The following is a 13,561-nucleotide window of genomic DNA, read 5'->3' on the forward strand; positions in this document are numbered from 1 at the left end:
TAGTGGAAGGATTGTCGCCGGTGATCGACGAAATCCGCTGGTGAAAACGGAAAACAGGGACGCATCGCCTATGGCCGAAGACAACGGACGCCCGGCCGCCCCGACAATTTCCGATGTGGCGCAGCTTGCCGGGGTCTCCCGCGCCGTGGCGTCGCGCGCGCTCTCGACCGAGAAGCGCCCGGTTTCGGCCGACAAGCGCGAGCGCGTCATCAAGGCCGCCGAGGCTTTGGGCTACAAGCCCAACTTGCTCGCCCAGAGCCTGACCAAGAAGACCGTCAACCTGGTGGCAGTGGTGGTCAACCATATCCACGACCTGTCCGATCTGGACCTGTTCGATCTGCTGCTCGACGCGATCCAGTCGACCGGTAAGCAGGTGATCCTGATCCGCGTCGGATCGGTGGGCCGCGTCGAGGAATTTTTGCGCAATGGCGTGGCCTATCACGTCGATGCCGCGCTGGTGTTCTCCGATTTCGCCGACGCCCCCACCGTGCGCCGCATGTTCCGCTCCGACCACGTCGTGATGCTGAACGGCCGCCACGATGCCCTGTCGCCCGCGGTAATCGCCGATCATGCCAGCGGCATCGGCCAAGCCGTCGCCGACGCGGCCGCCAAGGGCGTGCGCACGGCCGTGCTGGTCACCGGCCGCAATTCGTCGCTGGTGGAACTGGCCCGCACGCAGGCCTACAAGGCGGCGCTGGCGCAAAGCGGGATCGATCTGGTCCGCGAGATACAGGGCGACTACTCCTATGCCAGCGGGCTTGCCGCTGCCGCCGAAATCAAGCGCCACGACCTGCCCGATGCGGTGTTCTGCTCGTCGGACGCGATGGCGATGGGCGTCTTAGACGCCTGCCGGGATGACTTTCCGCTGAACAGACCCAAGCGGTTCCGGCTCTATGGGTTCGACAACCTGTCACTGACCGATTTCGGGGCCTATCCGATTGCCTCGATCGGCTACGACAAGGCGGTCTATGTGGATCAGGTGGTGCGGTTCCTGGTCGATCCGCAGCGCTTCCAGCCGGGTGACAAGCCAGTCCTCGTGCCCACCACTTTCGTGCCGCGCGCTACGGCGTGAAGCAAAACCCCGGACCACTTGGTGATCCGGGGGTGCAGTCAGCTTACCAGAGCGGGGTCAGGGCCGGTGGGTTGGCCTTTTCGCCCCACCACTTCTTGTAGTTGACGTCGTAAGCGCCCGACTGGATGTAGTCGGAGACGAACATGTCGATCCAGCGCACGAATTCCGGATCACCCTTGGCGACCGCGATGCCGATCGGGTCGTTGGAATAGAGGCCCGGCAGCGTCACCAGGTTTTCATTGGTGGTGGCGAGGTAGTCGAGCAAGGAAGAATCTTCGATCGCCGCGTCAGCACGCTTCTGCTGCAGCAGCAGCACGCCGTCGGGGGAGAAATTGTCGGTATAGACCAATTCGGCATCCGGCACGGCCTTCTTCAGGAAAGCTTCGCCAGTCGTGCCGCGACCGACCACGACCTTCTTGCCGGCAAGGCCTTCAAGCGTGGTGATGCCGGCGTCCTTCTGCACGATGATGCGCAGGCCAGCCCGGTTGTAGGGGATGGAGAAGTTGATGGACTTGGCGCGTTCCAGCGTTGCCGAGGTGTTGGCGACGACGATATCGAGCTGGCCGGCGACCAGCATGGAAACGCGGGCATCGCCCGAAACGTCGGTGAATTCCACCGGCACGCCGAGCTTTTCGGCCAGCATGGTGGCGACGTCGACGTCATAGCCAACGGGGTTGTTCTGGGCATCGCGGAAGCCGATCGGCTCGCCGCCGAGCGACACGCCGATGCGCACGACGCCACGGCTCTTGATATCGTCGATCATGCCGGCAGTTGCCGGAAGGACCGTACCGGCGACCAGCGCCAGCGCAGCCAGGGTAGTCAGAATACGCTTCATTTTTAGTTCTCCCTTAGAGTGATGATTTCTCGGCCGTCCGGCGTTCCGGCGCGGCCATTTTCGGCTCCCAGTACCAGTAGAAGATGTCGTCCTGGCATCTGAAGTTCACGACCCTGTGGTTGCCGGCGGCGTCGATCGCGTGGATCACGACCCCCGCCAGGAACCCGGTGGTCAATTCGGCAAGTTCCTCGACTGCCAGCTTGATGGCGTCGTCCAGCGAGCGGCCCAGCTTCATGGCCAGCACGATGGTGCGCGACGTCGAGCAGCGCATGGTCATTTCGCCCGTATGGGTGCAGGCGGCCGCGCCGTAGCGGCTATCGGCATAAAAACCGGCGCCCGGAATGGGCGAGTCCCCCAGGCGGCCGGGGTATTTCCAGGCCCAGCCGGAGGTCGAGGTGGCGACCGAAATGGTATCGGTCAAGTCCGAAGACAGGAACACGGTGGTGTCGCGGACGCGTTCCGGGTCGGTGATGTGACGGCTGAGCGGCGCCAGCGGAATATTGGGGAAGGCGAGCAACTCTTCGGCCGTCAGCTCCTTGAGCAGCCGATCCCACCAGACGCGCTTGCTATCCTCGTAGAGCGTCTCATCGATCTTGAAACCGATTTCAGTAGCAAAGCGGCGCGCGCCGTCGCCGGTCAGCATCACATGAGGCAGGCGCTTCATGATTTCCAGCGCCAGCGCCGAGACCGGCAGCGTGTCCGGTACCGCGCCGACGCTGCCGACTTCGCGGGTGGTGCCGTTCATGACGCCGGCATCGAATTCCATCTTGCCCAGCATATTGGGCCAGCCCCCAAAGCCGACGGAACGGACGCGGACGTCGCGCTCGACATAGCCCATGCCGGCGACCATGGCTTCAAGGCCCGGTGCGCCGTCCTTGAGCATGGCGATGGCGGTGTCGAAGCCCGGATAGGCCTCGACATTGGCGAGGAGCTGCATGGTCTAGTCTTTCCGCATCTTGGAGAGGAACTGCGCGATGCGCGGATTGGCGAGACCGCCATCGGCGGCAAAGAACTGCTCGGTGGGCAAATCGACCACCAGCCGGCCCTTTTCGAGGAACACCACGCGCGAGGAAATGGTGCGGGCGAACTCGATCTCATGGGTGACGAACACCATGGTGGTGCCCTCCTTGGCGAGCTTGGCCAGGATGTCGAGTACGTCGGCGGTCATTTCGGGATCGAGCGCAGAGGTGACTTCGTCCAGCAGCAGATAGCGCGGCTTCATCGCCAAGGCCCGGCAGATGCCGACGCGTTGGCGCTGGCCGCCCGAAAGCTGGCTGGGAAACGCATCGGCGCGATCGGCCAGACCAACCGAAGCCAGCAGCGCCCTACCCTCGGCCTCGGCTTCCGCCTTGGGGCGCTTGAGCACTTCGACGGGTGCCAGCGTGACGTTCTGCAGCGCCGTCATATGCGGATAGAGATTGAACATCTGGAACACGGTGCCGCTGCGCTTGCGCGCTTCGGCCAGTTCCCTGGGCTTGCTCACGTCGAAATCGTCGACCGTGATGGAGCCACCATCGAGCCGTTCCAGCCCGTTGATGCAGCGGATCAAGGTCGACTTGCCCGAGCCCGACGAGCCGAGGATCGACACCACCTCCCCCGGCGCAACAGTGAGATCGACGCCGTCGAGCACCGTGACGCTGCCAAAAACCTTGCGGACCGATTGTGCCTTGATCATGGATCAGAGACCTTTCCAGGCGGTATGGGCCCGCAGGCGCCGTTCCAGGGTTGCGCCGGCAAAGGCGATGAGCTTGGCCGCCAGATAGTACAGCACCCCGACCACGGCCCAGACGATGAAGGGCTTGAGCGTGCGCAGGTTGAGGATATTGCCGATCTTGGTCAGGTCCATCACGCCGATCACCGAGATCAAGGACGTGACCTGCAACTGGTTGACCAGCAGCCCCGTTAGCGGCCCGATGGCGAAGGCCATAGCCTGCGGCGCGATGATGTGGCGCAGCACCTGCCACTTGGTCAGCCCAAAGGCGCGGGCCGCCTCGATCTGGTCGCGACCGATGCTCTCGATGGCCGAGACTGCGATGACATAGACGAAGGCGGCGGTATTGCCCGACAGCGTGATGACGGCGGCTTCCACAGGGCCCAGATTGATATGGAAAAAGGCCGGAAAGCCGAAGAACACTAGGAAGAGTTGCACCAGCACCGGCGAATTCTTCAGCAGTTCGGCCACGAAGGTGATGACCTGCGCCAACACCGGCACGCGATAGAACCGTACCACGGCCCAGAGCGTGCCGATCAGCAGCCCGATCACCGTGGTGGCAAGGAACAACCCAACCGACACGCCTAGGCCCTGAGCCAAGAGGACGATATCGAAGGGGGTAAATTCGGTATAGCGCATCAGCGAACCGCCTCCCCGAGATCGCGGTTCAGCCGGCGATGCAGCGCCGCGATCAGCAGCGACACCAGATAGGTCAGCGTGGCGTAGGCGATCAGCAGCACGACATAGACCTCGAACGGCTTGAACGTATCGGACGCGACTATCTTGGCGGTGCCGGTCAGCTCATTGAGCGTGATGGTCGACAGAATTGAGGAGGTCAGGATCAGGTTGATGAACACCGACCCCATCGGCCGCACCGAGGTGCGCAGCGCGACAGGCAACACGATCTTGGTGAAGGTCTTGCGCTTGGAGAGGCCGCTGACTTGGGCGGCTTCGATAATCCCCGGCTCGATAGCCAGAATGCCCGAGCGGATCACGTCGGAGGTGAACGCCCCGCCGGCAATCGACAGGGCCACGACGCCGGTGGTGAAGGCATCGATATAGATGCCGATCTCCGGCAGGCCGTAGTAAAAGAAGAACAGTTGCACGATGAACGGCACGTTGCGGAACAGGTCGGCATAGATCGAGGCCGCCCGGCGCAGCAGGCTATTGGCGGACGTGCGCGCCACCGCCATGAGCGCGCCGACGATCAGGCTGCCGAGCAAAGCCAGCACGCAGACCTGCGCCGTCAACAGCGCGCCTTCCAGCATAAACGGCAGATATGGGACGAGCAGCGAGAGGTCTATCCGCATGCGCTTTCACACTATGAAATCGGTTTCACTTTTGCCGCCACCAGCGGATTTGTCAAGCCGCATAGGCAGAATTTCCTCATGCTCAATTGTTGGGCACGGACGGCGCTGCAACGATTTGAAATTGAGAATACGGGACGCGTGCTTAGCCTAAAGCGCGTTATCGCGAACCTTACGTGACAGAAAGGTTAGCATCAGGATGCGCATATCGAACCACAGCGACCAGTGTTCGACATAATAGAGATCGTGCAGGGTGCGGCCTTCGATTTTTTCCTGCGTCGAGGTATCGCCCCGGAAGCCATTGACCTGCGCCCAGCCGGTAATACCCGGTTTGATGCGCTGGCGTTGCGCATAACGTTCGAACCGCAGGGCCAGTTCGGCATCATGCGAGATGGCATGCGGGCGGGGGCCTACGAGGCTCATATTGCCGAGCAGGACGTTCATCAATTGCGGCAATTCGTCGATGCTGGTGCGGCGTAGCACGGCGCCGATCGTGGTGATGCGCGGATCGTCCGGCACGGCCTGTTGCATCGAGCGGCCATCCTCCATGACGCTCATCGAGCGGAATTTGTAGATCTGGAAACTCTTGCCGTTGAAGCCGCGACGCTCCTGCAGGAACAATACCGGGCCGCGGCTATCGAGCTTGATCCACACCGCCACGATCAGGAACAGCGGCGACAGCAACAGCAGCCCGAAGCTCGCCCCGACAACGTCGAAAGTCCGCTTCAGCAGGCGACCGGTATCGCCGATCGGCTTGGCCAGGACACGGCCCGGCTGGGTGGCTCCCACTGGCAGCAGGTCGACCAGCATCTGGCGTTCAGTGCTGCCGGCCGGCGACAGCATGACGTTCAGCGCATAGGAGCGGAACGGCGCCACCAGCGCGTTGAACGCCTTGGCGTCATCGTGCATGCTGACCAGCAGCACGGTATCGCAACGGTACTCGACACATTCGCGGGCGAACGCCGCGGTCTGCGCTTGCGATAAACTGGCGGACCCGGCGTCATCCAGGGTGAGCGTGCGCACCACCTGGGCCCCCTGGCGCCACACTTCGACATTCTGGCCGAACTGGGCCAGATCGAACGCGCGCCCGACCAGCGCGACGCGCTCGATCTGCAACCGGCCCGCATGCATCAGCGTCGAGCTGATTCCCAGGAAGGCCAGTCGCGCCGCGACCAGCCCCAATCCGGCGGCCACCGGCATGGCCCATCCGCCGTCGAGGGTGTAGCCACCCGACAGCAGCAGCACGCCGAGTAGCACGACGACGCCGACCATCCAGATCAAGACCGAGCGCAGCATCATCGGGCGCCGGGTTGCTAGTGAGCGCAAGAACTGCGCCGAGGCCAGCGCGCAACTCACGCCGTAAGCGCTGCCGACCAGCACGGTCAAGATGAAGCTTTGCGGGGATTCGGGACGGGCGCGGGCTGAGAGCAGCACCAACAGTATGGCCAGCACGCCTTCGACGAAGCCGACCGCGTAGCCAAAATAGGTCCGGCTGGGAATCCGGTAGCGACGCCGCTTCCGGGCCTCCACTGGCCAATGGTGCAAACTGTCCTGGGTCATTGCCGCCTGCCGCACGTCGAAAGCGCTACCGCTCCACAATGGCCTTGGCGGTCCACGGCAGCTTTCTTCAGAGCAGGATTTAGCATCGATTCACCACGGTGCGACGCGCTAACTCGCACTGGGGTTAACTGCTAAAATGCCACTTATCGGGCGACCCGCCGGCGATCGAACTGAATATTGGTGGTGACCCCGCTAGTGCCCACTTCCCCGCTCCAGACGATGCGGTCGGCCGGGTCCTTGTGGCCAAAGCGGGTGGAAACCCATCCGCCTTCGGTGGGTCCGCCCCCGCGGATGATCTGGATCGCGCCGGTGGGCAGCACCAGCCGGCAAATGGGTTTTCCCGCCCGGCTCACCGCCACGGCATTGCCGTCAATCTGCCCAACCAGATCGGGGGCAAGCTGGAACGTCAATTCACAGTCCAGCGGCGAGCTTGCCCCGGAGAGGCTATCGGAAATGGTCATCCCCTGCTCCGTCATGGCGGTGATGCGCTGGTGCCGGACGCCGAAGCGGCGTTGATAGCCGTCATGGGAGGCCGTCACCCGCCAAGGGTAGTCGGTTTTGGACTCCAGCCGCGTCCGCGCCTTGTGCGACCAGTTGAAGGCGCCGGCAGCAAGGCTCTGGCTGGAATTTGCGACGGTCATCGTATTGTGCGCCTGGCTGGAGCGGAACCAGTCGCGCCAAGCTCCGCCGCCCTGGTAGCGATAGGTCCCGGGATCGACCAGCACCGGTTTGCCGTCGATCGCCAGCTTGAGCGAGAGTGCATCGGCATGGCCGTGCGCCGCGATCGACAGATAGCCGAGCGGGCCGTGATCGAGCACCGCGCCGACCTGGCGGCCTGTGTGCTGGCCGCGCCAGACGCTATAGCCGCCCACGGGGAAGGTGCGGGCGCCGCTGGCCACCGGATCGAGGGCAATCGGCGCCGGGAAGATGGCATTGCGCAATGTCGCAGCAGCGGCGGTCGGCGCGCTTTGCCGCAGGAATCCGCGGACGGCGACAGCGACAGAGACCGGATAGTCGGGTTCCGGCTGGCAGAGACCGATCACCCGCCCTTCGTCATCGTCGCCGATCGCCGGCGCGGTGCCGTCAGGTCCGCTGATCCAGAAGATGAAATCGGCGAATAGGCCCAGCCGGTCCGCAACCTCCGCCGCGAATGGCGTTCCGGCATTTTGCGCCACCAGGCCGCAGAGCAACGCCATTTCGGCGGTGAAGGCCGCGTAGGTGGGCGTCTGTTCGGCGCCGACCCCGTCGGGCAGGATCTGCAGCATGACCTCGCGCTCGACATCGGCCAGCACGCCCGCGGCGACGGTTTTATCATCCAGCGCCATGGCGATCAGGTAGCAGCCAGCCAGTTCCGCCATGAGGTGGTTGTTGGCCGAGGAGAAATCGGAGGGGAAGCGATGCAGCCAAAAGGCGCTGGCGCCCAGGATCGCGCCGATCCGCAACAGCGTGGGTTGCGACAGACGCTCGCCACACAGCGAAACCACCAGCAACAGGCTGATGGCCCGCAGGCCCACTTCGATGCCCGAGGCCCAGCCAATGCCGCGGAACGGGGGATTGGCCGTGTACCAGCTCTCGATAGCCTGCTCGATGGCCGCGACTTCCGCCACGCCACCGCTCAGTGCAACCTTGGCGGCCAGCGGCTGCAGAAATTGCAGCCGGTTGAACTCCCAGGCATATTTGATATCGCCGACGCCAGCGGTCTGGCGGTAGTTGATGTCGAAGCAATAGGTGTCGGCCGGCCAGCTCTTGCCGGTATCGGGCGACAATTGCCACAGGCTCGATGGGAACAAGTCGGACGGCGCGCGCCGCGGCCATTCGAGGCCAAGCGCAGCGAAGCGACCATCCATAATGGCCTCTGCGGCCTTGGCGATGGCCTCGTGCGACGCTGGCGCCGCCAGCAATGCGCTGCGCAGGCCCGGCAGCGCTATCGGCAAGGCTCCGGCGGAAAACCGGTCCCAGCCTTCGTGGCGCTTGCGCGATGCCGAACGCCGCTGGGTCTCGACCAGCCGGTGCAGCACCTCGCCGGGGCTCATATTGCGCAGCCGCGCCACATACCAGGCCAGCTTCATCGGCGCCCACCCGCATATACCATATCGCCCGAAACCCGGCGGCGAGCGCGCGGCATGCTGCTAAAACGGCCGCCGAAGGCGCTCGGCGAGCGCCAGTGACCGCAGAACAGAGCGCGGAGCGCTATCGTGATGAACCGCAGTTTCGGCATCGCCGTGATGAGTCTCCTGGCTATCGGGGCCGTGCAGGCCGCGCCTTTGACATTGCATCGGGGCATTGGCGTCCAAGACCTGCTCAACTGGTCGCCCCTCGATGCTACGGGAAACTACCGGCAGCCGCCCTATAACACCATGTCGGAATGGTTGAGCGGTTACCGACCGCTTGACGAATGGCCCGCGCAAGACCAGTTCGAGCGGATCAAGGGCTTCGGTTTCGATTTCGTGCGGCTCTCGGTCGATCCCGGCCCGCTGCTTGCCAATGACGGCGCGCAGCGGCAGGCGGCACTCGACGTGCTGGATAAGGCCGTACGTCACGTGGTGGCGGCGGGCCTCAAGGTGGTCTTCAACCTGCATTTCAACTCCCAGGTGGATGCCTATAGCCAGGAAGCTATCGAGCAGGGCGCGGACTCCAAACCCGTTGCCCGCTACGACGCCATGGTGGTTGATGTTGCCAAGATGCTGGCGGCGATCGGCACCGAGAATGTGGCCATCGAGCCGTATAACGAGCCGCACTACTATCCCTGCGACGATACCGGCACTGATGACTGGCAGCGCATCCAGACCGCGCAGGTCCAGATGATCCGCGCTGTCAGCCCCGACATCACCATAGTTGCGACAGGCGCCTGCGGTGGCGACATCGGGGACCTGCTGAACCTGGATGCCACCGCGTTCGACGACCCAAACATCCTTTATAGCTTCCACATGTATGATCCGCACAGTTTCACCCACCAGCGGATGGACGATGGTGGCTGGGCCTCGGGACTGCCCTGGCCGGCCAGCTCTCGCAGTCGGAAGCATGTCGAGGCCGACTTGACCGCACGGATGGACGCTGCCGGCGTCGGTTTCATCGAACAGCAAGCCAACTGGCTGCAGATCTCCGGCGATATCGACGATTATTATGCCCGCAACTGGGACAAGGCAGAGATGGCCAAACTGTTCGAGCAGGGCGTCTACTGGGCCAAGAGCCAGGGCATTGCGCCAAATCGGCTGTTCATGGGTGAATTCGGCGTCATCGACATGAACGCCAAGGGCGATTCCGGCGCCCGGACGGATGACCGCAACCGCTACATCACCGATGCGCGCACACTCGCCGAAAGCTACGGCATGGCCTGGGCCTATTGGGAATATGCCAATCCCTATGGGATGACCTTCATCCAGCCGACCGGCCCTGCCGTGCCTGACGAAACGCTACTGGCGCCGCTGGGACTGCCCGCCGCTCAGTAATCGGCAAGGTCCAACTGCTGGTCGATATAGGCCCGCTTGCCGCTGCCGGGGTTTTCCAGCCCCTCGACGCGCTGCACCACGAAGTCGAGCTTGCCCTTGGCCTTGCGGGCTAGTTCGCTGCGGATGCGTTCGACCTTGGCGTCACCACCGCCCGGCGTGGCGACATACTTGATGACGCAGAGCCCCGGCGTGTTCTGGTAGAACTGATAGCCTTCGATATCCTCGAAGAAGGACGGGTCCTCAGGCGTCAGGTCGATCGCCACAATGCGATCACCGGCATGGCTGATCAGGAAATCGGGCTTGCGGCGGGGCATGATGCCGCTCACGCGCAGGCGCTGGCCATTCTCGGCGCTCGGCAGTTGCACCAGCTTGGCGCGATCCTGGCTGTCATAGCGGACGAAGGGCATGCCGGTGGAGACGAAGCCAGTGCCGATCAGCCGCCCCTCCTGCCCGATGCGGGTCACAGGTTTGCCGCCTTCATCGACGAGTTCGGCGACGCCATAAAGCGGATCGAACTCATAGATGTCGGGTTGACCGCTCAGTTCGGCGGCGAACAGCGTCTTCTCGCTGAGCCCATAAAATGGCGCGATTGGCGTGTCCCCAAAAATCTTGCGGAACAGCCGGCGCTGGTGACCATACAGCGGCTCCGAAATCGGCAAGATGCCGAGCAGCGGCAACTTGGGCCGGCGGCCGAGCCGGTTGAGATGGAGCGCGAAGGTCTCGATGGCCGACGGATAGCCATAGAGATAGCGGATGCGGCGCTGATCGATCAGGTCGAGGTAAACAGCAGCATCGGCCCGCGTCATCGGAAACACCGCCAGGCGCAGTTCGCGCAGCGCCGGGGACCATTCGTGGCTCCTGCCGCTGGGCACCTGCGTGGCGAAACCGCGCATCACCACCTTGGCGTGGTCGGGCTCATAGCCGGTGCGGCTCCAGACATGATGCACGAAGGCGATCTCGCGGACGCTGCGATCCTTGTCGAGATAAAAGCTGAACGGCGGCTCGCCGTTGGAGCCGCTGGTATGGGAGATATCCATGCTGGATTTGGGCACCGCCAGCATGGCGTCGCCCGCCGCGGCCAGCGTCTGCTTGTCGATGATCGGCAATTTGCGGAAATCGGCGAGCGTCATCGTGGCCGCGTCGAAATGGGGGCCGAAGGTATGCCCAAACAGCTCCGCATAAAACGGGCTGCCCGCATGGGCTTTGGCCAGAAGTTGGCGCAGCGAGTTGAGCTGGAAGCTTTGTGCGAAACAGTCGTCGCTGGCGCCGCGCGCTATAGTGGCGCGCCAGTCGCGATAGGTGCGGCCATAGATGAAACTGGTCGGCAACAGGCGCAGGAACGGCGCAAGCGTGCGCCGCACGATCGCCGGGGCGCGCACATAGGCGCCTCGCGCCGCGTCCAGTTTCAACATTGCCCCACCCTTAAAACGCGACCCATTCGCCCGCGAGCCGATACTCAAGCGGTCTCATGCCGCGTTTGAATTGAGTATAGCCATGGCCTTCATAGAGCCCGCCGATATCGAAGGTCGTGCAACCGCGCGCCTTCATCTCGGCCATAATAGCCCACATCAAATAATTCCCCGCATTGGCGTCGCGCCCTTCGGGCCCGAACCAGCCGGTATGATATTCGGCGACGTCGCCAAAGCGGATCACCGACATGCCGGCAATCGGCTTGTCACCGAGTATAGCCTGAAAAACGATAAAGTCCTGCGGCGCCGTGGCTCGCAGGTTAACCAGAAAATTGGCGTCGACCGCGGTAAAACCCTTGTCGCGCATGTTTTCCACATGGCGCGCAATCATCCAGTCGGCGGTTTCGACATCGCTGGCGACGCGCAACGTCAGGCCACCGTCCAGCGCCTTGCGCAGCCGGTTGCGAAAGGTCGAGGCGAAGCCCGCCTTGATGGCGTCGAGCGGGCGCGTCAGGTCGATGCGGCCCGACCACCAGCTCTGCTTGCCGCGGCGCACGAACCCGGCCTGGCGCAACAGCGCGGCGTTCTCGTCACTCTGCGTCAATCCGGGCGCGATGGTCAGCGGACCCGAATACCAGTGGCCCCAGCGCTGGCGAATAGCGCGATAGACCGTCAGCACGCTGTCATTGGAGGGGTTGGACTGCAACATCAGCGGCCCGCGATTGATCCGCGAGACCACGCGTATGCCGAAAATCCGCTTTTCCAGCACCTGGCACAGCGCGATCGGCACGGTGCCGATCGACAGGCAGACCCGCACGATTTTCCAGTTCTGCGCCGCCTTGGCGGCCCCATAGGCATAGGTCTGGGTCAGTTGCGGGTGGTCCGCCAAGGCCAGCAGGCCATCCCAGCGGGCGGCGTCGTGAATTTCGGTGATGGTGACGTGATCGGTATCTTGGCGGGCCGGGAAGGCCACGACAGCGCCCGCAGTAAGTCTGGCCGATGTCTCATGAATCATGGCGTCACCGCTTCGTTCCGACTGGTCTGACTTTAATAGACCGCCGGGGGGACCGGCCCAATCTTTACCGTTCGTTAAGCTTAATGCGTAGAATGCCGCGCAGCGCCCCGCCACGCATCGGTGATGGCGCCCAGATACGGCGCCATATCGAGCCGCGCCCGATGCACCTCCAGCGCCGCCTTGCCGAGCCGCGCCCGTAGGGCGGGGTCCGCCACCAGGCGCTGCAAGGCCAGTGTCAGCGCATCGACGTCGCCGGGCGGCACCAGCAGCCCGTTGACCTCGTTGGTGATGATATCCTCGACGGCGCCGACCGGCGTCGCGACGACAGCCAGCCCCGCCGCCATCGCCTCGATAACCGAGATCGGCAGGTTCTCGTGGAACGAGGGCAGTACCATGATATCGGCATTGGCGATCAGCTCAGCGACCTGTTCGGGCCCGACCCAGCCGGGGATATCGACCCGATCGGCCAGTCCCGCCTGGCGCGCCGCGACCCGCGCAGCCTCGACATTGCCGTCGCCCGCAATGGTGGCGCGCCAGCCTGGATCGCCCTGCATGCGCGCCAGCGCTGCGCCCAGTTGGGGCACGCCCTTGCGGTCGCCGATCCGCCCCAGAAAGAGAATATGTACCTGGTTGCCGCCGCCGCGATGCGCCAGCACCGGGCGCGGCGCCGCATTGGGGACGATCAGCACGCGCGAGCCGATTTCGGGAATGCGCGACGTGACGAACTGCTCCCAAATGGTGCCGAGGACGATAATCCGCCCGGCATGGGCGAACAGCCAGCCGATCGCCCGGTTGCGCCGGCTCGGCGCATCGGTCCAATATTCCTGATATTCGGCGCCATGCAGATGCAGCACATAGGGCACGCCCATGCCATGCGCGATCGAGGCGAGGATCAGCTTGCGCCAGGTGCTGCCCTGGATGGCGAGGTTCAGGTGGAGCACATCGAGGCGGCCGGCCAGGCGGAGCGCCAGCATGCGGACGATGAACACGCTCATATGCAAGATCGAAAAGCCGATATGGCCGAGCCCGCGCGAGGCGGCGAACTGGATGCGCAGATCGGGCTGGCCTTGGCGTTCCGCCTCGGTGCGCAGCGCCGCCATCATGCGGTCGATCCCGCCCTGGCCGACGCCGCCGCCCGGCGTCGCCACCAGTACGTCCAACACTTGCGCACCCGTTTTCGTCATTCGCCACTCTCTCCGCCGC

The 13,561-nt window shown here is 64.0% G+C and carries 12 protein-coding genes; 2 read left to right on the top strand and 10 right to left on the bottom strand.

All coding sequences use genetic code 11. The features are described from left to right. Positions 1-70: 70 nt before the first annotated feature. Positions 71-1,072, top strand: coding sequence for a LacI family DNA-binding transcriptional regulator (locus JWR51_RS20520; RefSeq protein ID WP_299752022.1), 1,002 nt, complete (start codon positions 71-73; stop codon positions 1,070-1,072). Between the two features lie 43 nt (positions 1,073-1,115). Here JWR51_RS20520 and JWR51_RS20525 read toward each other — a convergent pair whose 3' ends face one another. From JWR51_RS20525 to JWR51_RS20555, 7 genes are all read right to left on the bottom strand, one after another. Next, the gene (locus JWR51_RS20525; protein ID WP_299752025.1) at positions 1,116-1,907 is read right to left on the bottom strand and encodes a transporter substrate-binding domain-containing protein; all 792 of its coding nucleotides are present in this window, start codon (positions 1,905-1,907) and stop codon (positions 1,116-1,118) included. 13 nt (positions 1,908-1,920) lie between these two features. After that, positions 1,921-2,844, bottom strand: coding sequence for an isoaspartyl peptidase/L-asparaginase (locus JWR51_RS20530; protein WP_299752028.1), 924 nt, complete (start codon positions 2,842-2,844; stop codon positions 1,921-1,923). A 3-nt stretch (positions 2,845-2,847) separates the two neighbouring features. Continuing rightward, a complete protein-coding gene (locus JWR51_RS20535) occupies positions 2,848-3,582 on the bottom strand; it encodes an amino acid ABC transporter ATP-binding protein (protein ID WP_299752030.1) in 735 nt (244 codons plus the stop codon). A gap of 3 nt (positions 3,583-3,585) precedes the next feature. After that, on the bottom strand, positions 3,586-4,257 hold the full coding sequence (locus JWR51_RS20540; protein WP_299752033.1) for an amino acid ABC transporter permease: 672 nt from the start codon (positions 4,255-4,257) through the stop codon (positions 3,586-3,588). After that, positions 4,257-4,928 carry an amino acid ABC transporter permease gene (locus tag JWR51_RS20545; RefSeq protein WP_299752036.1) on the bottom strand — a complete coding sequence of 224 codons (672 nt, stop codon included), beginning with the start codon at positions 4,926-4,928 and terminating at the stop codon, positions 4,257-4,259. The genes JWR51_RS20540 and JWR51_RS20545 overlap by 1 nt, the downstream gene beginning before the upstream one ends. Before the next feature lie 147 nt (positions 4,929-5,075). Further along, positions 5,076-6,485 (bottom strand): exopolysaccharide biosynthesis polyprenyl glycosylphosphotransferase, encoded by a 1,410-nt coding sequence (locus JWR51_RS20550; protein ID WP_299752039.1) that lies wholly within the window; start codon positions 6,483-6,485, stop codon positions 5,076-5,078. A 143-nt stretch (positions 6,486-6,628) separates the two neighbouring features. Beyond that, the gene (locus JWR51_RS20555; protein WP_299752042.1) at positions 6,629-8,554 is read right to left on the bottom strand and encodes a heparinase II/III-family protein; all 1,926 of its coding nucleotides are present in this window, start codon (positions 8,552-8,554) and stop codon (positions 6,629-6,631) included. A gap of 129 nt (positions 8,555-8,683) precedes the next feature. On the opposite strand from JWR51_RS20555, the gene JWR51_RS20560 reads away from it, so the two are divergent. Continuing rightward, complete coding sequence (locus tag JWR51_RS20560) at positions 8,684-9,934, top strand: cellulase family glycosylhydrolase (RefSeq protein ID WP_299752324.1); 1,251 nt, start codon at positions 8,684-8,686, stop codon at positions 9,932-9,934. Here JWR51_RS20560 and JWR51_RS20565 read toward each other — a convergent pair. From JWR51_RS20565 to JWR51_RS20575, 3 genes are all read right to left on the bottom strand, one after another. After that, positions 9,928-11,346, bottom strand: a complete 1,419-nt coding sequence (locus JWR51_RS20565; RefSeq protein ID WP_299752045.1) for a hypothetical protein — start codon at positions 11,344-11,346, stop codon at positions 9,928-9,930. The genes JWR51_RS20560 and JWR51_RS20565 overlap by 7 nt on opposite strands. Positions 11,347-11,356: 10 nt before the next feature. Beyond that, positions 11,357-12,358, bottom strand: a complete 1,002-nt coding sequence (locus JWR51_RS20570) for a GNAT family N-acetyltransferase (RefSeq protein WP_299752048.1) — start codon at positions 12,356-12,358, stop codon at positions 11,357-11,359. 80 nt (positions 12,359-12,438) lie between these two features. Continuing rightward, entirely contained in the window at positions 12,439-13,542 is a 1,104-nt protein-coding gene (locus JWR51_RS20575) for a glycosyltransferase family 4 protein (protein ID WP_299752051.1), read from the bottom strand. Between the last annotated feature and the right edge of the window lie 19 nt (positions 13,543-13,561).

Source organism: Devosia sp. (genome assembly GCF_028290625.1).
Taxonomy (GTDB): domain Bacteria; phylum Pseudomonadota; class Alphaproteobacteria; order Rhizobiales; family Devosiaceae; genus Devosia.